Raw genomic sequence first — 23,892 nt, 5'->3', positions numbered from 1 at the left:
CGGCCCCTTTAGTCTGTTACAGCGGTCAGATCTTGAAGCTGTCGACCAGTTGCTTCAGGCGCCCGGCCTGCTGGGCCAGGGCATCGCAATGACGCAGAGTGTCATTGAGGTTGGCCACGCCTTGCTGGTTCAGCACGTTGATCTGGGTGATGTCCAGGTTCAGGCTTTCGACCACGGCAGTCTGCTCTTCGGTCGCCGCAGCCACCGACTGGTTCATGCCATCGATCTCGCCGATGCGCTGGGTAACGCTGCTCAGACGCTCACCGGCCTGGTTGGCGACCAGCACGCTTTCTTCGCTGGAAACCTGGCTGGCGTTCATGTTGTGCACCGCCTCGCGCGAACCGACCTGCAGGGTGGTGATCATTTTGTGGATCTCTTCCGCCGACTCCTGGGTACGGTGGGCCAGGTTGCGGACCTCGTCGGCCACCACGGCGAAACCACGCCCGGCTTCACCGGCACGGGCTGCTTCGATGGCGGCGTTGAGCGCCAGCAGGTTGGTCTGCTGGGAGATGCCCTTGATCACGTCGAGGATCTGGCCAATGTCATCGGTGCTGGTGTTGAGGGTTTCGATCTGCTCGCACGATTCGCTGATCTTCTGCGACAGCGAGGTCATTGCCGAGATGGTTTCCTGTACCACCTGGCGACCGTCGTTGGCCTGTTCGCTGGCGCCGCTCGCGTGTTGCGAGGCGTCGGCGGCGTTACGGGCGATTTCCTGGGTGGCGGCGCCCAGTTCGTTGATCGCCGCAGCCACGCTGTTGGTGCGCATGCTCTGCTCTTCGGAGCCGATGATCGAGGCGTTGGAGGCGCTCATCACCCGCTCGGAGAGATCGTGTACCTGGCGGGTGGCCGAAGACACTTCAGCAATCGAGGCATGGATACGCTCGACGAACTGGTTGAAGGCACTGGCCAGTTCACCGAACTCGTCCTTGTTCTCGACCACCAGGCGGCGGGTCAGGTCGCCTTCGCCCTGGGCGATGTCCTGCATGGCGCGGCCCATGGTAGTCAGCGGACGCATCAGCACTGGAATCAACAGGCTCAGCAGGCCAGCGATGGCGGCGACGGCAATCAGCATGGCGATGATGGCCGAGGTGCGGAACTGGCTGAGGCCGGCGTAGGCTTTTTCGCGGTCGATGGACAAGCCGATGTACCAGTCAGCCGTCGGCAGGCCGCTGACCGGTGCGAAGGAGATGATCCGCTCCTGCTTGTTCAGGGTCACCTCATGGGTGCCCGGAGCGACTTGCAGGCCGCTGCCCGGGTAGATGTCCTTGAGGTTCTTCATCACCTGGTCTTTATCCGGGCTGACGATCACCTGGCCGTTGCGGTCGACCAGGAAGGCATGGCCGATACCGCCGAAGTCCACGGCGTTGATGATGTCGACCAGGGTCGCCAGGCTCAGGTCGCCACCGACCACACCGAGCAGCTCGCCATTGGTCTTGCTCTTGACCGGCATGCCGATGGTGACCACCAGGCCGCCGACAGCGGCCATGTACGGCGGGGTCAGCATGGTCTGGTTAGCGGTCACGGCAGCGGTGTACCACGGACGCTGGCGCGGGTCGTAGCCGTCGGGCATTTTCGCGTCAGGGCGCTGGGTGAACACGCCGTTGGCCTGGCCAACATAGGTGAACTGGAAGTTCTGGGTGTACGAAGGCTGGTCGACCAACCCCGGAAGGTCGGCGTTGGCGCCTTGGTGGGCGACGTCCTGGGCAAGGTTTTCCAGGACCAGGATGCGTCCGCCCATCCAGTTCTGCACACTGCTGGCAGCCAGCGCGCCGGCCTGTTTGACCGACGAGTCGATGTTCTGTCGAATGGTGTTGCGTTGTAGGTAATCGTTGTAAAGGGTAAACAATGCAAATGCCAGAACCACGACGCCGCAGGCGCACAGCAGGATCTTGTGGCGAAATTTCAGGTTCATGTTCCGAGACCTTGTGCCAGTAAAGAGGAGTGCCGAGCGGCGCTTTTGGCGTGTGCTCGTACCTATCCAGACGGGTATCGGCCGCGAAACTGAAAAATTGATAGGAGTTTTTGCCGCAGGGGCTGACAGGATTTTCCTACCTTGTGCTCTGGCTCGCGTGTTTCAGCCAGGCGCGCTATTGCACCCCCAGCAAACGGACCAGTTCCTGGGCCGCCTTTTGCAATGGCTGATGCTGGCGCCAGAATGCATGCACCGGCAGTTGCAACTCGTTGCGGGTATTGCTGAAATCCAGGCGCACCAGGCGCCCGTCTTGCAGCAAAGGCGCCACCCGTGACAGCGGAAAGTCACCCCAGCCAAGGCCAGCTTCGACCATTTCCACGGCCATGGTCAGGCTGTCGGTGCGCCAATGCGCCTTGCCGATCAACGCGCGGGTGTCGGCCAGTGGCAGGTCGCGGCTGGCTACCAGAATCTGCCGCAGGTTGGCCAGGTCTTCAAGGCAGACGATCTGTCGCGGGCGTTGCTGCAGCGCCGGGTGCTGCGGGCCGATGCAGGCCACCAGCGACTCCATGCCGATGTTCTGAAAGCGCTGCCGGGGGTCTACTTGCAGCCCGGCAAAGGCCAGGCACAGGTTGACACGGCCAGTGTGGAGCAGTTGCAGGGCATCTTCCTGCGGGGCCGTCAGCACCTCGACTTCGAGCATGGGGTGGCGTTCGCTGATAGTTCTGATTGCCGCCAGCAGGCGGGTGTGATCGATGTCCGGCACCACGCTCAGGCTCAGGGTGCTTTCCAGGCCCTGGGACAGCTCCAGGGCATGTACCTGCAATTGCCCCAGTTGGGTGGCGATCATCCGCGCGTGGGGCTCCAGGGCCTGGGCCATGGCGGTGGGGCGGGTTTCTCGGTGAGTGCGCTCGAACAGCGTGAGGCCCAGCTCCGCCTCAAGGTTGCCAATCGCCATGCTCACTGCCGAAGGTACCCGGCCCAAGGCCCGGGCAGCCGCTGAAAACGAGCCGCGATCAAGCACGGCGAGAAACACTTCGATGTTGTCGCTGGAAAAGTTCATGGCAATCTCCTGTCAGTCAATCTGATAGCTGCTGACTTTGGCTGTCAAGAAGATTGACGCATGCTTGCCCGCCTCAGTTGTCCGGCAAGGGCAGCGTTTTACCGCAAAATCGAGGTTAGCAACGTGCAAGGTGTTAAACGCAAACTGGTCTATGTGACCGCCTATGAACTGATCGGCCTGTGCATGTCGACCCTGGGCCTGGCCTACCTGGCCGACAGCGCGCCGAGCAACACCGGGCCGCTGGCGGTGATGATCACTACCATCGCCATGGCCTGGAACTTCATCTACAACACATTGTTCGAGTACTGGGAAAGCCGCCAGGCCCGGCGCGGGCGTAGCGTGGCCCGGCGGGTGGCGCATGCCATCGGCTTTCAGCTGACCCTGGTGGTCTACCTGATCCCGTTGATTGCCTGGTGGCTGGACATGAGCCTGCTCGAAGCCTTTGTGGTGGACCTGGCCTTTATCATTCTCATCCCGTGCTACACCTTCATCTATAACTGGTTGTTCGACCGGATCTTCGGCTTGCCGACTTCGGCCCAGGCACAACCGCAGGCGGGTGTCGCCGCTTGAGCCAAGCCCTTACTGCGCCGGCAGGGTAATTACCTGGGCCGCGGGCTGTGGCTCAGGCTCGGGGCCTTCGGCGGCCAGCAGGCTGTCTTCGATTTCCCCCGACAGGTAGTAGACCCCGGCCATGGCCCCGGTCTTGCGGTTCTCCATCAGTTCGCGCCATTCCTCGTTCAGCGCCACGTTGAGTATCACCCGCAGTTGTTCGACCATCGCCGGTTGCTCGCGATTATGGGTCATCACCCCGATGCCGGTTGCCGCCAGGGAAATCACCGTGCCGGCAGCGCGCCCCACCGCTGCGGCAACGGCGCTGGCAATGCCCCGTGGCGCCAGGGTGGCGCCAAGTTTTTCACTGGCTTGGCGGGCCACCGATGACAGGCCGATGTCCGAGCGCTGGGTACCGGCGCGCACCGCGCTGTGCAGGCGCTTGAGCAGTGCGGCATAGGCGGGCTGCTGCTCCAGTGGCTTGCTGAACAGCAGTTGATGCAGCGACGCGTTGCTGTTGGCCGGTGGTCCCAGGCCGATGGCCTGGATCCGCGTCAGGTGCAGGTTGAATTGGTCAGGTGGCACACGGTAGCGCTGGGCAATCTGCTGCAACTGCTGGCCGAGCAGTTGGATATACAGCTCCATGGCCCGGTCGCGGATGGCTTCGGGGTCGATCTCCTTGGCCACCGGGTCCAGCACCCGCTCATGGTACTGCTCCTGCAGGTACAGGGCCAGGCGCTGTTCCGGGGTTTGGCTGCCTTCGCCACTGTTCATCTTGTACCAGGCCACTTTCATGGTCAGCCATTGCTGGGTCCAGTAGCCGGTGAACCAGGGGATGAACTCGCTTTCGGTGTATTGCTGTACGCGCTCCTTCCACACCCGCATGGAGCGCCGGGCATAGTCGTTGACCGAGCTGGTGGTGGCCAGCGAAGCCTCGATGATTTCGCGGTCGATTTGTTGCCAGGTCGCCGGGCTGACCGGAATGGGGGGTGGTTCGGCGACCTTTTGCCGCGAGCCGCACCCCCCCAGCGCCAGTAACAAGGCGAGCAGCAGGGCGATGAGCGGGGAACGCGGGATCAAGGCGCAGCCCCCCTTTGGTTAGGCAAGCTCGGGCGCAGTGGTTACCTGAGTATAGGTGCCGTCACTCGGGCTGTTGTTCGGCCTCGGCTTCGTCCAGGGCGGTGAGGATGTCAGCCCAGATCTCCTTGCAGAAAAACCACACCCAGGTGGCGTTCAGCACGCGGTCGATATGGCGTCGCCACCAACTGTTGCGGCGTGCTTGCAGGGTCTGTTCTATCTCGTTGTGCAGCCAGGTTTCGCAGAAGCCGGTCCAGATCGGCGGGACCGGCGTCATCATGTTGCTGTAACAGGCGGGGGCGACTTCGCTGTAGAAAATTTCCTTGAGCAGCTCGCGGTCGAAACCCACCAGGTGGCGGGCGATCCAGGCGTATTCGATGTGGGTGTCGACGAAAGCGTCGGACATCGCCACGCGTACTTGGTGACGTTGCTCCGGAGTCATTTGCAGTGCAGGTACCGGGATCCTTTGGTTCATCCGCATGCTCTCCAAGGCATTCATCGGCCTATGGTAAAGCCTGCAGGCGTCGGCGGATATCCTTGCCGCCACACGCCCTCGCACCATCGCTGGCGCGAGGGGTGTCACCTGGGGTTAGCGAGGACTCAAGCCGTCAGTGCAGCCAGGGTCAGTCGTTTGTTGCGGATCTGGAATTTCTCCAGAAGCTTCAACGAGCCATTGAAGATCAGCGCACCGTTGTAACTGATCCCGGTGAGGACAAAGGCATCCGGTTCGCAGAACGGCCATTTGACCTGGTTGGCCGCGACTTTGACCATCGGCGCAATAGACGGAATTTCATCCGTTACCCCCCCGGCGATGACTTTCTCGATGATCACGTGGATGATCAGGCCGACCACCGCGACAATGACGGCGGCGATAATGCCGACGATCAGCGCCGCGATCTTGCCGCCCACGCCACCGGCCACTGCAGTGGCAACCGCGGCAATGGCTGCGACAATGATTTCGGTGACCACCACCCAGGTGGCGATGTCGACGTTGTTCTGCACATCCGGGTCGCCGACCATGGAATAGACCATGATCTGTTCGCCTTTGCTGTTCTCGCCCAGCTCCAGGGTCTGTTTGGTGACGATACGTGTGTAGGCAACGACGCCGGGAGAAATGTCGGTGCGAATCCTGGCTTCGGTGCGGATATAGGTTTCGTCGAAGTTGATGTCGAAATTCTCGACCACCGGGTAGTAGGTAACTGCACCGTACTTGATCGAATCAAGTTTCAAGCCTTTTGCCGTGATCGTGGTACCGGCCGTGTCGACGGTGTAGTTGCTGCTGTTGGTATCCTTGAAGATGAACGGCAGTGACGGCAGTAACTGGTACTTGACGAAAATCTCGCGGCTGATCAGGAACATCGAATTGTTGTCCTGTTCCAGGCTGACTGCCGGAAGCTGATTGGGCAAGCCGCTGTAGTCGCGTTCGTTGGTCATGCACAGTACGCCGAAAATGCTGCTTTCTTCGGTGCTCTTGTCGGTGTAGGCGTAACTCATGGCGGTGCCGCGCAACCATTTGTAGTCTTCGCTTTCCTTGCCCATGTTGTTGATGACTACGGTGGAAAACAGGGTGTCGAACTTGGCCAGGTTCTCCGGTTTATTCAGCCAGCCCTCGATGATGCCGCGCAGCAGGCTCTGATTGACGGTGTCGAGGACATTGTTGGGGTCACGCAGGGAAATCACCGCAGCAATCGGGTCGCTGGGGTCGACGATCTTGGTATTGACTTCCAGCTTGTAGGTGCCGTCTTTGGCGACGTTGGGCGCGGGCAGCGGAAAGTAGCTCAGCTTGACATAGGCCTCGACTGAAACGCCTGCGATGTCATAGGTCTTGCCGCTCAGGCCTTTGTAGCTGCCCGACTTGAGCGGGATTCTGACCTTGACGTTACGTCCGTCGCCGCCGGTGCTGATTGCCCAGGGCGCGAAGTCAGCTTTGAGCGAAAAAGTGTCAATGCTCGACTCGATGTTCGCCGGATAGGTTTTCTCGAGTTTGATCCGCTCGTTCAAGGCCGAGACACGACAGATGCTCACCGTATCCCAGCCATTGGTGGTGACGCTGCTGGCGAGCTCGAGCATGTCGGCTTCTGCAGGTTGCTCGACAACGCGCTCGGCGTTTTTGTAGAGCAACGAGTTTTTCAGCGTTGAACGCAATGTTTCATCCAGATGACTCAGGGTCAGCGAGGCAGGCTGGCTGAGGCCGGACAGGATGACATTATCTGCGCTACTCATCATACGATTCCTTGTATTGAGGGGTTATACGTACTCCACCACCAGCGCCTCGCTCAGGCTGCAGGCGATGACGTTGTTGGTGGCCTGGTTCCAGGTCGTGCAGTTGATGCTGTCGGCTTTGATTGACCCTCCACGGTTGGCAATGGAACTGATCAAGTCGCTGGAAATGACGGCTACCACGATGGTGACGATCAGGCCGACCACCGGTAGCAGCCATTGCAGGTACCAGGGGATGTCTTCGTCGTGCTGGAAATCCGAAGACAGCTTGCTGAAGGTGATCACGCCGTTGTTCAGCGTCGGCTTCATGGTCACCCAGCCGTTCCAGGTCATGTTGATGCCGGCATACAGGTCGCAGTTGCCGTCGAATTTCACCCGCAGGAAATCGCCGACGACCCTGGCAATGTTTTTGCCGGCCCAGACCACCGGGGTGTAGTAGATCAGCCCGGACTTGATCTCCTGCATGCGCAGTTGCCGACGATTGATCAGTTCGCCAGCCTGATACTGGTAGTCACCCTTGGAAGCATCCTGATAGAGCGCGACCAGACCTGGCAGGATCAGGTTCTCCAGGAGCATCTGGTTGGCAAGGATGTAGTAAGAGCTGGCACCCAGGCCCAGCCCGGTAACATCGACATCCCTTGGTAGCTCGCTGATGTCCCGGTCGCTACAGACGCCCAGAACCGCCAGGTAGCCGGAGTCCAGGTAGCTGTAGGTGCATTTTTTCGGCAGGGCCCAGGCCGGGGCTCCGGATTTGGCAAAATTGATATGGGCGAAGATGTGTTCGAATTGCTTGGGGTTGGCAATCAGGTAGGCGCAGATGGCATCCAGCACCAGCGAGGCATAAGGCCCCAGCCGCCCCTGTGGATCTTGCAGGGTGATGGGCAGGAGCCAGCCACCCTGGTCTTCGGGAATTTGCCCCGGGTTTTGCGCGACTTTCAGGTAGCTCGACTTGAGGACTGATTCGGTGCCCGACTGTGGCAACAGCGACAGGGTTACTTCAATGATCGCCACTGTGGCTGCCAGCTCAATGATCGTCTGGCCCACCTTCAGCTCACCCGAGCGGATGGGCATGCGCAAACGCAGCAGGCGGCCACCACCGCCGTTGACCACACTCCAGCAGTCGAAAACACCGGAACAGCGGTAGCTGTCGCCGACGGCCTGGTTGAATTCGGGATTGAGCTGCGGCCAGGACTTGCTGAGGCTGGCGTTGACGGCTTCCTGTTTGACGATACTGAGGGTATCCCATCCTTTGGTTTGCATGTGACCAAGCCTCCGTGCACGGGTTGTTTGTGATTTTTAACCGTTGCGCAGTCAGCCGCGTTCACGCGCAAGATCGCGAGGTGGCTGGGCGTTGTTCAGGGGTGGGCTGTCAATGATCCGGCGATTTATCCGGCGGTGTGGGCGAGGTGTTCAGACAAGGGCTCAACAGCAGGGTAGCGAGCATGGCGATCCATTCCTGCAAGCGGGTGTGCAGAGCAGTGTGGCACAGGGCCAGGGCCTGGCAAGCCCAGGTCGGAACGTTTCGAAATGAGAATAAGAGCGGGTTATAGCGTTGTGTGATGAGTCATCTGGAGGGGGCCGTGGCTGGGCCTCAGTCATTCAGATCAAGCTTGGCCTCGATATGATCCAGGTGTTCATGCATCAACGCCAACGCCGCCTCGCCGTCACCGTCTTCCAGCGCATCGATGATCGCTGCATGCTCCTCCCAGGCACAGTGACTGCACGGCCGCGCTTCATATTGGGCAATGATCAGCGAGGTCTGGGGTACCAGGCCATTGAGAAAGCGCGCCAGCGGTACGTTGTCGGCCATTTCCGCCAGCTTGAGGTGGAACTCGCCACCCAGGCGGATCGCCGTGCAGCGCTGGCCCTGTTCATGATGCTGGCGCTCACGGGCCACCAGTTCACGCAACTGGCGGATCTTGGCCGGCCGTGAGCGCTTGGCCGCAAGGCTGATCAGGGTGGTTTCGGCCAGGCGCCGGGCGCTGAGGATCTGCCGCGCGTGCTGCGGGTCGGGCGCGGCCAGGCGGGCGGTGTGGCTGGGGCGCTGGACGATCACCTGTTGATCGGACAGGCGTCCCAGTACCCGGCGAATCACCGTGCGGCTGACCCCGAAGGCATCGCCCAGCGCCTGTTCGGTCAAGGCGCTGCCGGGGGCCAGGCGCTGTTCGAGGATGGCATCGAACAGCCGCGGGTAGATCTGCTCGGCCGACAACCGGCGCTCGCCCTGGGCAAGCAGCGAGGGCAGGGCGGTGTCATGGGCGTGGGCGCTGGCGTTCATGGTCGCACTCCTTGGGGTCAGAGGCCCGGATGATCGTCCGGGATGTTCAGTTCGATGCCCATGCGCCGGCCTTCCTGAAGGATATGGTGGCGCATCTGCGCACTGGCCTGGGCGCTGTTCTTGTTGCGGATGGCGCGTACTACCGCTTCGTTTTCCTCAAGCCGTGCCGCCAGGTGCTCGGGCGAGTTGCGCAGCACCGCGGCGCTTTGCTTGAGGGCGTTGCTGGTCTGCTGCACCACGCTCTGAAAGATCGGATTGGCGGTCAGGGTGAACAGCTCTTCGTGAAAGGCAATGTAGGCGTTAACACCGGCTTCGCTGTCTTGCTCTTCGAGGGCTTCGCGCATGTCCATCAGGGTCAGGCGCAGCTGGCCGATCTCCTTGCTGCTGATCGACTGCGCCACCAGGCCGACGATGAAGGGTTCGAGGGTGTAGCGCAGTTGCAGCACGTCTTCCAGGCTGGCCTGGGCGACGCCGCTGGGGGCAACGGCTGCGTCGGGAGCATCGGTGTCCAGCACCAGCACGCCTTTACCCGGCATCGAGCGTACCAGGCCCAGAGTTTCCAGCACGGTCACCGCTTCACGCAGGCTCGGACGGCTGATGCCCAGTTGTTCGGCCAGTTCGCGCTGGCCCGGGAGCATGTCGCCAGAGCGCCACTGGCCGCGGGCCAGGGCCTGGCGGAGTTTTTCCACCACCGAATTGACGACGGTCGATGAGCTGATCATTGTTCACTCCATGAGAACAGGTGCAGGGTTTGCTCCTGGGGCCGGCAGGTGTGCTGCCGGCCGTTTTATTCAGAACTCTTGTTGATGGGCGTTCGGGGTCTTGCGCTGGGCAAAACCGAAGCCCTGTTTGCCGGCCAGCACATTGTTGGCCCGCTCCATGTCGATATCGCCTTCCCAGCGGCCAATGGCAACCGTGGCGACACAGTTGCCGATCAGGTTGGTCAAGGCCCGGCCGATGCCCATGAACCAGTCCACCGCCAGTACCAGCACCAGGCCGACCACCGGGATGGCCGGGATCGCGGTCAGGGTCGCAGCAAGAATCACCAGCGCTGAGCCCGGTATGCCGTGGGCGCCTTTGGAGGTGATCAGCGATACCAGCAGGATGGTCAGCAGGTCGGTCATGGCCAGCGGCGTGCCAGTGGCGTTGGCGATGAACACGATTGCCAGGGTCAGGTAGATCGAGAATCCGTCGAGGTTGAACGAGTAGCCGGTCGGGATCACCAGCCCCACCGTCGAGCTGCCGATGCCCAGGTGTTCCAGTTTGCGCATGACCTGCGGCAGCACGGCGTCGGAGGAGGCGGTGCCCAGGACAATGGTCAGCTCTTCGCGCAGGTACTTGATGAAGGGCAGGATCTTCAGGCCCGACAGGCGCATCACGGTGCCGAGGATCAACAGCACGAAGCCGGTGCAAGTCAGGTAAAACAAAGCCACCAGGCCGCCCAGGTGCTGCAGTGATTCCAGGCCATATTTGCTGGTGGTGAAGGCAATCGCGCCGAACACGCCGATCGGCGCCAGACGCACGATCATGCCCATGATGCGGAAAATGATATGGCTGAGTTCGTTGATCAACCGCGAGATACCCGAGGCCGCTTCACCCACCAGGTTCAAGGCGCTGCCGAACAGCACCGAAAACAGCAGGACCTGAAGGATGTTGTTGTCGGCAAAGGCGCCGATCACCGAGGTCGGGATCAGGTCCATCAAGAATGCGGCGGTGCCGTGGATGTGCTGACCGCGTTCGGCCAGGGTGCTGGCTTCGGCGCTGGACAACTGGTCGAGGTGAATGTTGGCGCCGCTGCCGATGCCCGAGGTGAAGGCGAACACCAGGCCGATGACCAGGGCGATGGTGGTCAGGATTTCGAAGTAGATCACCGATTTCAGGCCGATACGCCCAACCTTCTTCAGGTCGCCGGCACCGGAGATACCGCTGACCACCACGCAGAACACGATCAGGCCGATGAGCATCTTGATCAGCTTGATGAAACCGTCACCGAGGGGTTTGAGTTGCAGGGAGACTTCAGGAAAGCTCAGGCCGCAGGCTATGCCTAGCACAAGGCCCAGCACCACTTGGAGGAAGATCGAACGCGAGCACCATTTGAGCATGGGAGGGATCTCTGGTCGGTGTCCCTGCTTCGATGCCACGGGGGCGAAAGAGCGGAGGACTTAATTATTGTGGTCTTACCGGTATGTCCAGTGCCTGGGCAGTGTAGGCGCGGTTTTTTCGGCTTGGCAAGGGATTGTTGCGCAAGCAGAAGATGTAAAATCTCAGGGTGAGTAAAATCAGTGGCTTAGCCATTCAACAACCGGAGTTGGAGCAGATTCATGACCTCGTCAAATCGTCCTGATGTGACATTTCATATGGGCCAGTTGCGCTTCTCAGTCAGGTGTTCAGTCTTTTTGAAGAACGACCAAGGGGAGTTGCTGGTACAGAAGAAAAAAACCGACGATGACGCCAGTTGGGCGCTCCCTGGCGGGCGCTTGAAGGTTGGCGAGTCTGTGCTCGAAGGGGCCAGGCGAGAGATCGTGGAAGAGTTCGGGGTGCAGACGTTCAACCACCGTTTCCTGGGGGTTGTCGAGCAGAACATCACCCTCGGTGAGCAGAGAATCCACGAGCACAATTACCTGTTTAGCGCCGAGTTTTCCGGCGAAATCGTGCTGTGCGACCAGACCCTGGACTGGCGGTGGATTGATCCGGCGGCAATCGATGCGATCAAGCCTGCTGGCTGTGCTGGTTTGTTGCACGGCAGCTCACAGATGATTTCTAATGGCTTTACCGGTCTGACCAGTTAGGGTGCGCTGTGCGGGCAAAAAAAGCAGCAGGTCCGACCTGCCGCTTTTTCCGTGTTGCCGGGACTATGGCTTGGACATGGCCAGGTCCACCGCCGCGATCAGCTTGCCCAGGTCCTGCGGTGGGGCCTTGTGGATGACACCGAAGAGGTAGGCACGCTGCTCGTCTTCGTCGTCTTGCTCGGCGAAGAAGGCTTTGAGTTTGATGCCCAGCACCTCGGCAAAGGTCAGCAGGGCTTCCACGCTGGGGGTGTAGGTGCCAGTTTCGAAGCGGCTGATGGTCTTGGGGTCAAAACCGGTTTTCTCGCCAAGTTCAGCCTGAGTGAGCCCGGCTACCTTGCGGTAACGTCTGATGGCCGAACCCAAACTTGAAATTGTCATCGCTTAATTCCCATTTAGAATCAAGAACTTAACGATATCCATAGGCAATAGACAACGCCACGATTCATCACCTTTATTTGCAAAATGTGATGTAATTCGTAGAATTGTGCGTTTGGACAGGTCAAAAGCCATCGAGTTTCAACCCCTGGCTGGGCGCTGTATCCCTTTAGCAAAGCATCCCGACAAAGCGGGGCCCTCGGTGTCGGACGAATGGTTTGCGCACTGCGCCGCTCAACCTCGCAGACCCCTGCATATGGAGTTTTATCGTGCGTCTCAACATGCCGGTCACCTCGCTCGAGCAGACTTTCGGCGAGGATCAGCGGCTTATTTCCGCCACCGACACCAACAGCAAGATCACCTACTGCAACGCCGAATTCGCCGCCATGAGCGGTTTCAGCCAGGCCGAACTGATCGGCAGCCCGCACAACCTGGTCCGCCACCCGGACATGCCGCCTGCCGTGTTCGAACTGATGTGGCACTACCTCAAGGCTGGCCAGAGCTGGATGGGCATCGTCAAGAACCGCTGCAAGAACGGCAACTTCTACTGGGTCAGCGCCTACGTCACGCCGATCCTCGAAGAGGGTCGCCTGGTCGGTTACGAGTCGGTGCGGGTCAAACCGAGCCGTGAACAGGTACGCCGCGCTGAGGCATTGTATGCGCGCATGCGTGAAGGCAAGGCGCCGGTGGCTGCCGGGCGGCGGCTGACGCAACTGGGCCAGGTGCTGAGCCTGCCGCTGTCCGCGGGGGCGCTGGCGGTGGCGGTAAACCAGGCATTGCCGGGCTGGCTAGGGCAGGTCATCACCTTCGTTTTGTTCGCCTTGCTCGGCCTGTGGTCCCACAGCCGCCTTGGCCGTCAACTGAGCCGAATCGTGCAGTGCGCTGGCAATACCTTTGCCGATCAGATCAGCGCCCTGACCTACAGCGATGAGCTGGGCTCGGCGGCGCAGTTGCAGATGATCCTGATCAGTGAAGAGGCGCGGCTGAAGACGGCGCTGACCCGCCTGAGCGATCTGGCCACGCAGATGGCCGAAGCGGCCCGTGATGCCAGCCAGCTGTCCGGCAGTACCGAAGCTGCGTTGCTCCAGCAGCGTGGTGAAACCGACATGACCGCCACCGCCATGACACAAATGGCTGCGTCCATCGCCGAGGTGGCCGAGCATGTGCAGCAGACGGCGGTCCAGGCACAAACCGCTAACCAGTTGGCCGAGCAGGGCAGCCAGGTCGCCGGCACCAGCCGCGAAGCAATCCAATTGCTGGCGGGCACCGTCAGCCAGATCAATCAGGCGGTGACCCACCTGGCCGGGCAGACCCAGGACATCATGCTCGCCGCCGAGGTGATCCGCTCGATCGCCGAGCAGACCAACCTGCTGGCGCTCAATGCGGCCATCGAGGCGGCCCGGGCAGGCGAACAGGGCCGTGGCTTTGCCGTGGTTGCCGACGAGGTGCGGGCGCTGGCGGCCAAGACCCGGCAATCGACCGTGCAGATCCAGAGCATCATCGAGAACCTGCGCAGTGGCGCCGACGAGGCGGTGGGTATTGCCAGCCTGGGCATCACCGAAGCCGAGCAGGGCGTGGCCCAGGTACTTGAAGCGCAGCGCGCGCTGCAGGGTATTCGCAGGGCGGTCGAGCAGATCAGCGACATGAGCCAGCAGATGGCCGCCGCCTCGCAGGAGCAGTCATCGGTGGCCGAAACCGTCAGCGAGCAGATCAACAACGTTGCCAGCACCGTGCAAGCCACCGCGCTCAACGCCAATGCCGCGGCCAGCCGCGGTGCCGAGCTGCAAAGCATTTCTTCGGGTCTGCGGGCCCTGGTCGAGCGTTTCAATCGCTAGCCGCCAGGGTGCAGAGGAATTCATGGACGATAACTACCGCGCGGCCGTCGATGCCGCCGCGATCTTTTCCGAAACCGACCTCAGTGGCCGGATCACCTACGTCAACGAGCAGTTCTGCAGCATCTCCGGGTACAGCCGCGAGGAGCTGCTGGGGGCCAATCACCGGATCCTCAACGCCGGCCTGCATGGGCCGGAGTTCTTCCTTGATATGTGGCGTGCCCTGGTTGCCGGCAGGGTCTGGAAAGGCGAGATCTGCAACCGGGCCAAGGATGGCTCGCTGTACTGGGTAGACAGCACCATGGTGCCGTTGATCGACCTGGCCACTGGCAAGGTGCGCAAGTACGTGTCGATCCGCTTCGACGTCACCGAGAAGCGTCAACTGCTGCATACCCTGCAATGGCGGGTGGGCCACGATGTGCTCACTGGGCTGCCCAATCGCGCTTATCTGTCCGACCTGCTCAACCAGGCCTTGGAGTTCTCACGCAACGAGGACATCCCACTGGCGGTGTGCATGCTCGACCTGGACGGTTTCAAGGCAGTCAATGACGGTTACGGCCACGCTTGCGGCGACCTGCTGCTGGTGGAGGTGGCCACGCGCCTCAAGGGCATCCTGCGCGGCGGTGATGCCGTGGCGCGGTTGTCGGGAGACGAGTTCGTGCTGATCTTGCGCCACGTGCAGGCACCGGCGCACCTGCAGGCGGCCCTGGACCGGGTGCTGAGCGCACTTGCCGCGCCGTACCGGATCCGCGACCAGCAGATTCGCGTCAGCGCCAGTATCGGCGTGACCTTGTTCCCTCAGGACAATGAAGACACCGACACCCTGGTGCGGCATGCCGACCAGGCCCTGTATGTGGCCAAGCAGCGTGGACGCAACCGCTTTCACCTGTTCGACGTATCGCTGGACCAGGAGGTCAAGGCCACCCACCAGACCGTGGCACGCTTGCGGCAGGCCCTGCACAACGGCGAGCTGTGCCTGCACTACCAGCCCAAGGTCAACATGCGCAGCGGTGCGGTGATCGGCTTCGAAGCGCTGCTGCGCTGGCAGCACCCGCACAAGGGCCTGGTGCTGCCCGCAGATTTTCTGCCGCAGATCGAACAGACCGACCTGATCGTCGAAATCGGCGAGTGGGTCATCGACCAGGCCATGACCTGCATCCGACGCTGGCAGGCGCAGGGCCATGAGTGGCCGGTCAGCGTCAACATCGCCGCCCGTCATGTGCAACGTGACGATTTTGTCGAACGCCTGCAGCGGCTGTTGAACCGTCACCCGCAGGTGGCGCCGGCGCTGCTCGATCTGGAAATCGTCGAGTCGGTGGCCATCGAGAACATCCAGCGAGTCAGCCAGTGCCTGGATGCCTGCCAGCGCCTGGGCGTGCAGTTCTCCCTGGACGACTTCGGCACTGGCTACTCGTCGCTGAGCTACCTCAAGCGCTTGCCAACGCGGACCATCAAGATCGACAAGTCGTTCGTGCGTGACATCCTTCACGACCAGGACGACCTGGCGCTGACACGCGCGGTGATCGGCCTGGCCCGGGCCTTTGGCCGCCAAGTGATTGCCGAGGGCCTGGAGACTGTCGAGCATGGCCAGTTGCTGATGGGCCTGGGCTGCGAGATCGCCCAGGGCTACTGCATTGCCCGGCCAATGCCGGTTGGGCAGGTGATCGACTGGGTTGCCGGCTACCAGCAGCCGTCGCAGTGGAAGACCCAGTAGGGGCGGCGCTGGCTCGTTCTCACCGAGAGCCCCGCTGACCTGGTGGGAGCGGGCCTTGCCCCGCGATTCGTGCGCGCAGCGCTCGCAATCCAGACAGCATCAGGTCAACTGGCTGCACTGGCCTTATCGCAGGGCAAGCCCGCTCCTACACGTGTGTTATTTACGCATTCTTTATGCCTGCCCCAGGCTCTGGGTCTCGTCCCTTTACAGCCGCTCTACCGACAATGACCGTCAACGGCACGTGCCGTAAGGACGGAGAGTTTTCATGAGCATTCTGGACGGGGTGTCACTGCTGTTGGCAGTGGCGTTGATGATCTACCTGCTGGTCGCGCTGTTGCGCGCCAATCGGGGTTAGGAGCGACCATGCACAGTTACGATTACGCGTTGCTGCTGGCGTTCTTTGCGCTGGTACTGCTCCCGGCGCCCTTGCTCGGGCGTTTCTATTTCAAGGTGATGGAAGGCCAGCGCACCTGGCTGTCGCCGCTGCTGGGGCCGGTCGAGCGGGTGTGCTACCGGCTGGCCGGGGTCGATGCCGGCAAGGAGCAGAGTTGGCAGCAGTACACCCTGGCCTTGCTGGCCTTCAACTTCGCAGGCTTCGTGCTGGTGTTCGCCGTGCTGCAGTTGCAGGGCTATCTGCCACTCAACCCGCAGCACCTGGCGGGGCAGGAGTGGTCGCTGGCGTTCAACACGGCGGTGAGCTTTGTCACCAACACCAACTGGCAGTCCTACAGTGGCGAAGCCTCGGTCAGCTACCTGAGCCAGATGCTCGGCCTGACCGTGCAGAACTTTGTCAGCGCCGCCACCGGCCTGGCCGTACTGGTCGCCCTGTGCCGTGGCATTGCCCGCCGTTCGGCCAAGACCCTGGGCAATTTCTGGGTCGACATGACCCGCGCCACCCTCTACGGCCTGTTGCCGCTGTGCCTGCTGCTGGCCTTGCTGCTGGTCTGGCAGGGCGTGCCGCAAACTTTCGCCGACTACGTGCATGCCCTGACCCTGCAGGGCGCTGACCAGACCATCCCGCTGGGCCCGGCCGCCAGCCAGATTGCGATCAAGCAACTGGGTACCAACGGCGGCGGCTTCTTCGGCGTCAACTCGGCGCACCCGTTCGAAAACCCTAGCGCCTGGAGCAACCTGTTCGAGGTGGCCTCGATCATCCTGATTCCGGTGGCCCTGGTCTTCACCTTCGGCCACTACGTCAAGGACATGCGCCAGAGCCGGGCGATCATCGCCGGCATGCTCGCGCTGTTCCTGATCGGTGGCGGCACCGCGCTGTGGAGCGAGTACCAGGCCAACCCGACGCTGAGCAGCCCGCTGGTTGAACAGACCGCGCCACTGGAAGGCAAGGAAAGCCGCTTCGGCACCACCGCCAGCGTACTCTGGACGGTCACTACCACCGCCGCCTCGAACGGTTCGGTGAACAACATGCACGACAGCCTCAACCCGCTCAGCGGCATGGTCGCGCTGGTCAACATGATGGTTGGCGAGGTGATCTTCGGCGGTGTCGGTGCCGGTCTTTACGGCATGCTGCTCAACGTGCTGATCGCGGTGTTCCTGGCCGGCCTGATGATCGGCCGGACCCCGGAATACCTGGGCAAGAAACTGCAGGCGCGGGAAGTGCAACTGCTGGTGGCCACCTTGCTGGTGATGCCCGTTGGCGTGCTGGTACTCGGCGCCCTGGCCGCCAGCCTGCCAGGACCTGCGGCGGCCATCAGCAACCCCGGTGCCCATGGCTTCAGCCAGCTGCTGTACGCCTACACCTCGGCCAGCGCCAACAACGGTTCGGCCTTTGCCGGCCTGGGTGCCAATACCACCTTTCACAACGTGATGATCGGCCTGGGCATGCTCATCGGCCGCTTCGGCTACATCCTGCCGGTGCTGGCCCTGGCCGGTAGCCTGGCACTGAAAAAATCCGCGCCTGTGGGGCAGAACAGCTTCCCGACCCACGGCCCGCTGTTCGTCACCTTGCTGGTGGTGACCATTCTATTGATCGGTGGCCTGACCTTCCTGCCGGCCCTGGCCCTGGGGCCAGTGACCGAGTACCTGAGCCTGGGCTTGTGAGGAGCGATTCATGAACATGCCGATTCCTGAAGTAAAGGCCAAACCTGTCGAGGCGGCGCGTACCACCTTTGCCGCGCTGTGGCGCCCGGCGCTGGTGCAGGCCTTCGTCAAACTCGATCCGCGCCAGCTCAAGCGCTCGCCGGTGATGCTGGTGGTGGAACTCACCGCAATCTTCACCACCTTGCTGTGCTTGCTGCCTGACAACCGCGTGCCGACCGGCGTGGCGGTGCAGATCGCCCTGTGGCTGTGGTTCACCGTGCTGTTCGCCAACTTCGCCGAGGCCCTCGCCGAGGGCCGTGGCAAGGCTCGCGCCGACAGCCTCAAGGCTGGCAGCCAGGGCCTCAGTGCCCGTCGCCGTACGGCTTCGGGCAGCTTCGAAGTGGTCCCGGCCACAAGCCTGCGCAAAGGCGATGTGGTCAAGGTCTCGGCCGGGGAAATGATCCCCGGCGACGGCGAGGTGCTCGAAGGCATCGCCGCGGTCAACGAGGCGGCGATTACCGGTGAGTCCGCGCCGGTGATCCGCGAATCCGGTGGTGATCGCTCGGCAGTGACCGGCAACACCCGGCTGGTTTCCGATTGGCTGCTGATCAGCATCACCAGTAATCCCGGCGAGTCGACCCTGGACCGCATGATTGCCCTGGTCGAAGGCGCCAAGCGGCAGAAGACGCCTAATGAGATCGCCCTGGATATCCTGCTGATCGGCTTGACCCTGATCTTCCTGGTGGTCGTGGTGACCCTGCAGCCGTTCGCCCACTTTGCCGGTGGCAGCATCGCGCTGGTGTTCCTGGTGGCCTTGCTGGTCACCTTGATTCCCACCACCATCGGCGGCCTGCTGTCGGCCATTGGCATCGCCGGCATGGACCGCCTGGTGCGCCTCAACGTCATCGCCCGCTCCGGCCGTGCGGTAGAGGCGGCGGGCGATGTGCATGTGCTGATGCTCGACAAGACCGGCACCATCACCTTCGGCAACCGGCGCTGCAGCGCCTTGCACGCCGCGCCTGGCGTCACCGCGCGGGAGCTGGGTGAGGGCGCCTTGCTGGCGTCGCTGGCCGACGACACCGCCGAAGGCAAGTCGGTCGTCGAGTACCTGCGCCAGTTGCATGACTTCAACGAACCGGCTGCCGATCAGTTCACGCCAGTGGCCTTCAGCGCCGAAACCCGGCTGTCCGGTATCGACTATCAACAGCATCGCTATCGTAAGGGCGCGGTGGATTCGGTGCTGGCCTTCGTCGGCATGCAACGCCTGGAAATGCCGGTACCGCTGGCCCGGGAAGTGGACAAGATCGCCCAGAGCGGCGGCACGCCCTTGCTGGTGTGCGCCGACAAGCGCCTGCTGGGGGTGATCCACCTGAAGGACGTGGTCAAGCCGGGCATCCGCGAGCGTTTTGCCGAGTTGCGCAAGCTGGGGATTCGCACGGTGATGGTGACCGGTGACAACCCGCTGACCGCCGCTGCCATCGCCGCCGAAGCCGGGGTCGATGACGTGCTCGCCGAAGCCACCCCGGAGAAGAAGCTGGCGCGCATCCGCCAGGAGCAGAATGACGGGCGCCTGGTGGCCATGTGCGGCGATGGCGCCAACGACGCCCCGGCGCTGGCCCAGGCCGATGTCGGCATGGCCATGAACGATGGCACCCAGGCAGCCCGCGAGGCGGCCAACATGGTCGACCTGGACAGCGACCCGACCAAGCTGCTGGATGTGGTCCAGGTCGGCAAGGAGCTGCTGGTGACCCGTGGCGCCCTGACCACCTTCTCGATTGCCAACGACGTGGCCAAGTACTTCGCCATTCTCCCGGCGCTGTTCGCGGCAATCTACCCGCAACTGGGCGTACTCAACCTGATGCACCTGAGCAGCCCGCAGAGCGCGATTCTCTCGGCGATTGTGTTCAACGCCCTGATCATCGTCGTGCTGATTCCCCTGGCCCTGCGCGGGGTCCGGGTGCAGGCCGCCAGCGCCGCCCACCTGTTGCGCCGCAACCTGCTGATCTATGGCCTGGGCGGACTGATCGTGCCGTTCGCCGGGATCAAGCTGATCGACCTGTTGCTGACTGCCCTGAACCTGGTCTGAACCAAGGAGATGACCATGACTACACACATTCGTCCGGCCCTGAGCCTGATCCTGTTGATGACCCTGATTACCGGCGCGGTATACCCGCTGGTGGTCACCGGCATCGCCCAAGTGGCCTTTCCGGAACAGGCCAATGGCAGCCTGCTGCGCGATGAGCAGGGCCAGGTACGCGGCTCGCAGTTGATCGCGCAACGCTTCGAGGGCGATGCCTGGTTCCAGTCGCGGCCATCGGCCGGTGACTATGCCACAGTGTCGAGCAGCGCCAGCAACCTGGCGCCGAGCAACCCGGCGCTGGCCGAGCGGGTCAAGAGCAGCGCCGCGCAACTGTACATCGAAGCGCAGGGGCCAGTGCCGCTGGCCTTGCTCACCACTTCCGGCAGCGGCCTGGATCCGCACCTTTCGCCCGCCGCAGTGGCCTATCAACTGCCGCGGGTGGCAGCGGCGCGCAAGGTTGCTTCTGAGGCCTTGCAAGTCCTGGTCGAGCAGTCCACCCTGCACCCCTTGATCGGCCCGCCGGTGGTCAATGTACTGGCCCTGAACAACGCCCTTGAGCGTTTGTCGCCGACGTCGAAATAAGGACAGGCAGTGAGCATGAGCAATTCCGAACGCGCCGATGCGTTGTTGGCCGGGCTGCCGCGCGAGGGGCGCGGCCGGCTCAAGGTATTTCTGGGTGCGGCACCCGGGGTGGGCAAGACCTACGCCATGCTCCAGGCCGCCCATGCCCAGCAGCGCCAGGGCGTGGCGCTGCTGGCGGCAGTGGTGGAGACCCACGGGCGCGCCGAAACCGAGGCGCTGCTGGGCGGTCTGCCCCAGCAGCCACTGCTGCGCAGCGAATACCGTGGCATGCAGCTTGAAGAGATGGACCTCGACGGTCTGCTCAAGGCCCGCCCGCAACTGGTGCTGGTCGACGAACTGGCCCACAGCAACGCGCCTGGCAGCCGCCACGCCAAGCGCTGGCAGGATGTCCAGGAACTGTTGGCCGCCGGCATCGACATCTACACCACGGTCAACGTCCAGCACCTGGAAAGCCTCAACGACCAGGTGCGTGGCATTACCGGCGTGCAGGTGCGCGAAACCCTGCCGGACTGGGTCTTGCAGGAAGCCTTCGAGCTGGTGCTGATCGACCTGCCACCGCGCGAGCTGCTTGAACGCCTGCGCGAAGGCAAGGTGTATGTGCCGGAGCAGGCGCGGGCGGCGATCGATGCATTCTTCACCCAGACCAACCTGACCGCCCTGCGCGAGCTGGCGATGCAGACGGCCGCCGCCCAGGTCGATGCCGACCTGGCCCACGGATACCGTCAGTTGGGGCAGGATGCACCAGCGTTGCGTGGGCGGCTGCTGGTCGGTGTCGATGGCGATGCCCAGGCCGAGCGCCTGGTGCGTCACGCCAGCCGGGTGGCACAACGGCGCCACTTGCCCTGGACCCTGGTCCACGTCGACAACGGCCGCTTGCGTGACGAAGCGGCGCGCCAGCGCCTGCAGGCGGCCCAGCAACTGGCGGAACGCCTGGGCGGGGAAGTGGTGCTGCTGCGTGCCGGCGAGGTGGCCAGGACTTTGATTCAGCATGCCCTGGAGCGGCGCGCGAGCCTGGTGCTGGTCGGCCAGTCGCGCGACCGCCTGCGTCGGCGCCTGTTCGGTGCCGGAGTGGCGACACGCCTGCTGCGTGACGCCCACGGCCTGGAAATCAACGTGCTTGACCGCGACACCCAACCCGAGCCGCCCAGCGCGGCGGTGAAAAAGGTCTGGGTCTGGCGTCATTACCTGTTGGCATTCGCCGCCACGGTCCTGGCCACGGGCCTGGCCTGGGCGGTGGCCAGCGTACTGGCCCTGCCGAACATTTCCCTGGTGTTCCTGGCCGCGGTGTTGCTGGTGGCGGTGCGCAGTAGCCTGGGCCCGGCGCTGGCCTGTGCGGTGATGTCGTTCCTGGCCTACGACTTTCTGTTCATCCCGCCGAATTTCTCCTTCAGCATCCAGCGTGAAGAGGATGTGCTGACTTCGCTGTTTTTCCTGCTGATGGCGGCGCTCACCGGCAACCTTGCCGCGCGTCAGCGTCGGCAGTTGCAGGCCCTGCGCGAAACTCAGGAACAGACCAGCCAGTTGCTCGACCTGTCGCGCAAACTGACCGCCGCCACCGACCGCCAGGCGGTGTTCACCGCCGCCGGGCAGCATCTGGACGGTTGGCAGGACTTGCAGGTGTGCCTGCTTGAGCGCGACGCCGAGGGCCGCCTGCAAGTGGCCAGTGGCGGTAACCTGCAGTTCAGCGACAATGAGCGCGCCGCTGCCGATTGGGCCTGGCAGCACGACCAGGCGGCGGGGCTTGGCAGCGACACCTTGCCCAATGGCCGCTGGTGGTGGTGGCCGTTGTCGGTGGACGATGCGCGCCTGGCACTGCTCGGTGTGCGGCCGCGCAAGGGCGAGCAACTGACGGCCCAGCATTGCCGCCTGCTCAAGGCCCTGAGCCAGCCGCTGGCCCAGGCCCTGGCCCGGGCGCGCTTGGCCGAGCAGCTGGAATCGGCACGTTTGCATGGCGAAACCGAGCAATTGCGCAGCGCCTTGCTCGCTTCGGTATCCCATGACCTGCGCACGCCGCTGACCGCCATGCGTGGCAGCATCGACAGCCTGCTGGCCCTTGGCGAGGCGATTCCCAGGGCCGATCGCCAGGAGCTGCTCGAAGGCACCCGCAACGAAGCCGAACGCCTGGATCGCTATATCCAGAACCTGCTCGACATGACCCGGCTGGGCCATGGCGGGCTCAAGCTTGCCCGCGACTGGGTGGCGCCAGGCGATATCGTGGGCAGTGCGCTGAACCGCCTGCGGGTGGTGCTGGCGCCGTTGCAATTGCGCACGCAAGTGCCGGCCGAACTGCCATTGCTGTTCGTGCATGCGGCGCTGATCGAGCAGGCGCTGATCAATGTGCTGGAGAACGCCGCGCGCTTTTCGCCGGCGGCGGGGCGTCTGGATCTGCAGGTCAGCGTTGACGAGCAGATGCTCTGCTTTGCCGTCAGCGATGAAGGGCCAGGCATTCCCGAAGCGGATCGCGAGCGCATCTTCGACATGTTCTACACCGCTGCTCGCGGTGATCGGGGCGGGCAGGGCACGGGCCTGGGGCTGGCGATCTGTCAGGGCATGATCGGTGCCCACGGCGGGCACATCCGGGTCGCTGACGGTATCGATGGCAAGGGCACCTGCATCACTCTATGCTTGCCGCTGCCAACCCAACCCGAGCCTGAAAGCGAAGCCCCATGAGCCAGAGCGCGACCCTGCTGGTCATCGATGACGAACCGCAAATCCGCAAGTTCCTGCGTATCAGCCTCAGCTCCCAGGGCTACAAGGTGGTGGAGGCCGGTACCGGCGCCGAGGGCCTGACCCAGGCGGCACTGGCGCGCCCCGACCTGGTGGTGCTTGATCTCGGCCTGCCGGACATGGACGGCCAGCAGGTGCTGCGCGAACTGCGTGAATGGAGCGCGGTGCCGGTGCTGGTGCTGTCGGTGCGCGCCAGTGAAATCCAGAAGGTCGAGGCGCTGGACAACGGCGCCAACGACTACGTGACCAAGCCCTTCGGCATTCAGGAGTTCCTGGCTCGGGTGCGCGCGCTGCTGCGCCAGGCGCCGCAGGCGTCGGCGACCGCTGCGGCGCTGAGCTTCGGGCCGCTGACTGTCGACCTGGCGTTTCGCCGGGTGACCCTGGACGGTGTCGAGGTGGCGCTGACCCGCAAGGAGTATGCATTGCTTGCGCAGTTGGCCAGCCACCCGGGGCGGGTGATCACCCAGCAGCAATTGCTCAAGGACATCTGGGGGCCGACCCATGTCGATGACAGCCATTACCTGCGCATCGTCGTCGCCCATGTGCGGCAGAAGCTGGGCGATGATCCGACGGCGCCGCGGTTCATCGTGACTGAGCCCGGGGTGGGCTATCGCCTGATCGGACCGGAGCAGAATTAAGGGCCCTGTGGGAGCGGGCTTG

General features: G+C 63.0%; 19 protein-coding genes and 3 pseudogenes. 11 read left to right on the top strand and 11 right to left on the bottom strand.

Annotation, left to right across the window (positions count from 1 at the left end; genetic code table 11):
• Positions 1 to 25: 25 nt before the first annotated feature.
• From EXN22_RS26740 to EXN22_RS18675, 3 genes and pseudogenes are all read right to left on the bottom strand, one after another.
• Positions 26 to 766 carry a methyl-accepting chemotaxis protein gene (locus EXN22_RS26740; protein WP_407691977.1) on the bottom strand — a complete coding sequence of 247 codons (741 nt, stop codon included), beginning with the start codon at positions 764 to 766 and terminating at the stop codon, positions 26 to 28.
• 162 nt (positions 767 to 928) lie between these two features.
• Positions 929 to 1,912: pseudogene (locus EXN22_RS26735) on the bottom strand (cache domain-containing protein); the annotation flags it as partial.
• 175 nt (positions 1,913 to 2,087) lie between these two features.
• The gene (locus EXN22_RS18675) at positions 2,088 to 2,972 is read right to left on the bottom strand and encodes a LysR family transcriptional regulator (protein WP_130265462.1); all 885 of its coding nucleotides are present in this window, start codon (positions 2,970 to 2,972) and stop codon (positions 2,088 to 2,090) included.
• A gap of 123 nt (positions 2,973 to 3,095) precedes the next feature.
• Between EXN22_RS18675 and EXN22_RS18670 the strand changes: the two genes are divergently transcribed.
• The gene (locus EXN22_RS18670; protein ID WP_130265461.1) at positions 3,096 to 3,542 is read left to right on the top strand and encodes a PACE efflux transporter; all 447 of its coding nucleotides are present in this window, start codon (positions 3,096 to 3,098) and stop codon (positions 3,540 to 3,542) included.
• Positions 3,543 to 3,551: 9 nt separating this feature from the next.
• Here EXN22_RS18670 and EXN22_RS18665 read toward each other — a convergent pair whose 3' ends face one another.
• From EXN22_RS18665 to EXN22_RS18635, 7 genes are all read right to left on the bottom strand, one after another.
• Entirely contained in the window at positions 3,552 to 4,598 is a 1,047-nt protein-coding gene (locus tag EXN22_RS18665) for a hypothetical protein (protein WP_130266863.1), read from the bottom strand.
• A 64-nt stretch (positions 4,599 to 4,662) separates the two neighbouring features.
• The gene (locus EXN22_RS18660) at positions 4,663 to 5,073 is read right to left on the bottom strand and encodes a DUF7079 family protein (protein ID WP_130265460.1); all 411 of its coding nucleotides are present in this window, start codon (positions 5,071 to 5,073) and stop codon (positions 4,663 to 4,665) included.
• Positions 5,074 to 5,198: 125 nt separating this feature from the next.
• Positions 5,199 to 6,821: a TULIP family P47-like protein gene (locus tag EXN22_RS18655; RefSeq protein ID WP_130265459.1), complete on the bottom strand. Its 1,623-nt coding sequence runs from the start codon at positions 6,819 to 6,821 to the stop codon at positions 5,199 to 5,201.
• A 24-nt stretch (positions 6,822 to 6,845) separates the two neighbouring features.
• Positions 6,846 to 8,078 carry a TULIP family P47-like protein gene (locus EXN22_RS18650; RefSeq protein WP_130265458.1) on the bottom strand — a complete coding sequence of 411 codons (1,233 nt, stop codon included), beginning with the start codon at positions 8,076 to 8,078 and terminating at the stop codon, positions 6,846 to 6,848.
• A 331-nt stretch (positions 8,079 to 8,409) separates the two neighbouring features.
• Complete coding sequence (locus EXN22_RS18645; protein ID WP_130265457.1) at positions 8,410 to 9,096, bottom strand: GntR family transcriptional regulator; 687 nt, start codon at positions 9,094 to 9,096, stop codon at positions 8,410 to 8,412.
• Between the two features lie 17 nt (positions 9,097 to 9,113).
• Complete coding sequence (locus EXN22_RS18640) at positions 9,114 to 9,818, bottom strand: FadR/GntR family transcriptional regulator (protein ID WP_130265456.1); 705 nt, start codon at positions 9,816 to 9,818, stop codon at positions 9,114 to 9,116.
• Positions 9,819 to 9,887: 69 nt separating this feature from the next.
• Positions 9,888 to 11,198, bottom strand: coding sequence for a C4-dicarboxylate transporter DctA (locus tag EXN22_RS18635; RefSeq protein WP_130265455.1), 1,311 nt, complete (start codon positions 11,196 to 11,198; stop codon positions 9,888 to 9,890).
• Positions 11,199 to 11,417: 219 nt separating this feature from the next.
• On the opposite strand from EXN22_RS18635, the gene EXN22_RS18630 reads away from it, so the two are divergent.
• Positions 11,418 to 11,885: an NUDIX hydrolase gene (locus EXN22_RS18630; RefSeq protein WP_130265454.1), complete on the top strand. Its 468-nt coding sequence runs from the start codon at positions 11,418 to 11,420 to the stop codon at positions 11,883 to 11,885.
• Positions 11,886 to 11,948: 63 nt separating this feature from the next.
• Here the strand turns inward: EXN22_RS18630 and EXN22_RS18625 are convergent, their stop codons facing one another.
• Positions 11,949 to 12,263 carry a helix-turn-helix domain-containing protein gene (locus EXN22_RS18625; protein ID WP_130265453.1) on the bottom strand — a complete coding sequence of 105 codons (315 nt, stop codon included), beginning with the start codon at positions 12,261 to 12,263 and terminating at the stop codon, positions 11,949 to 11,951.
• A gap of 278 nt (positions 12,264 to 12,541) precedes the next feature.
• On the opposite strand from EXN22_RS18625, the pseudogene EXN22_RS26730 reads away from it, so the two are divergent.
• From EXN22_RS26730 to EXN22_RS18585, 9 genes and pseudogenes are all read left to right on the top strand, one after another.
• A pseudogene (locus EXN22_RS26730) lies at positions 12,542 to 12,811 on the top strand (PAS domain-containing protein); the annotation flags it as partial.
• A gap of 285 nt (positions 12,812 to 13,096) precedes the next feature.
• A pseudogene (locus EXN22_RS26725) lies at positions 13,097 to 14,095 on the top strand (methyl-accepting chemotaxis protein); the annotation flags it as partial.
• Positions 14,096 to 14,117: 22 nt separating this feature from the next.
• Complete coding sequence (locus EXN22_RS18615; protein ID WP_130265451.1) at positions 14,118 to 15,806, top strand: putative bifunctional diguanylate cyclase/phosphodiesterase; 1,689 nt, start codon at positions 14,118 to 14,120, stop codon at positions 15,804 to 15,806.
• A 265-nt stretch (positions 15,807 to 16,071) separates the two neighbouring features.
• On the top strand, positions 16,072 to 16,161 hold the full coding sequence (gene kdpF, locus EXN22_RS18610) for a K(+)-transporting ATPase subunit F (RefSeq protein WP_130265450.1): 90 nt from the start codon (positions 16,072 to 16,074) through the stop codon (positions 16,159 to 16,161).
• A gap of 8 nt (positions 16,162 to 16,169) precedes the next feature.
• Entirely contained in the window at positions 16,170 to 17,864 is a 1,695-nt protein-coding gene (gene kdpA / locus EXN22_RS18605) for a potassium-transporting ATPase subunit KdpA (protein ID WP_130265449.1), read from the top strand.
• Between the two features lie 10 nt (positions 17,865 to 17,874).
• A complete protein-coding gene (gene kdpB / locus EXN22_RS18600) occupies positions 17,875 to 19,929 on the top strand; it encodes a potassium-transporting ATPase subunit KdpB (protein WP_130265448.1) in 2,055 nt (684 codons plus the stop codon).
• 15 nt (positions 19,930 to 19,944) lie between these two features.
• Positions 19,945 to 20,505 (top strand): potassium-transporting ATPase subunit KdpC, encoded by a 561-nt coding sequence (gene kdpC / locus EXN22_RS18595; protein ID WP_130265447.1) that lies wholly within the window; start codon positions 19,945 to 19,947, stop codon positions 20,503 to 20,505.
• A 15-nt stretch (positions 20,506 to 20,520) separates the two neighbouring features.
• Positions 20,521 to 23,175, top strand: a complete 2,655-nt coding sequence (locus EXN22_RS18590; RefSeq protein WP_130265446.1) for a sensor histidine kinase — start codon at positions 20,521 to 20,523, stop codon at positions 23,173 to 23,175.
• Positions 23,172 to 23,870, top strand: coding sequence for a response regulator (locus EXN22_RS18585; RefSeq protein WP_130265445.1), 699 nt, complete (start codon positions 23,172 to 23,174; stop codon positions 23,868 to 23,870). Before EXN22_RS18590 ends, EXN22_RS18585 begins: the two co-directional genes overlap by 4 nt.
• The last annotated feature ends 22 nt before the right edge of the window (positions 23,871 to 23,892 follow it).

The sequence above is a fragment of the Pseudomonas tructae genome, assembly GCF_004214895.1.
Taxonomy (GTDB): Bacteria; Pseudomonadota; Gammaproteobacteria; order Pseudomonadales; family Pseudomonadaceae; genus Aquipseudomonas; species Aquipseudomonas tructae.
This window is presented reverse-complemented; position numbering and strand designations above follow the sequence as displayed.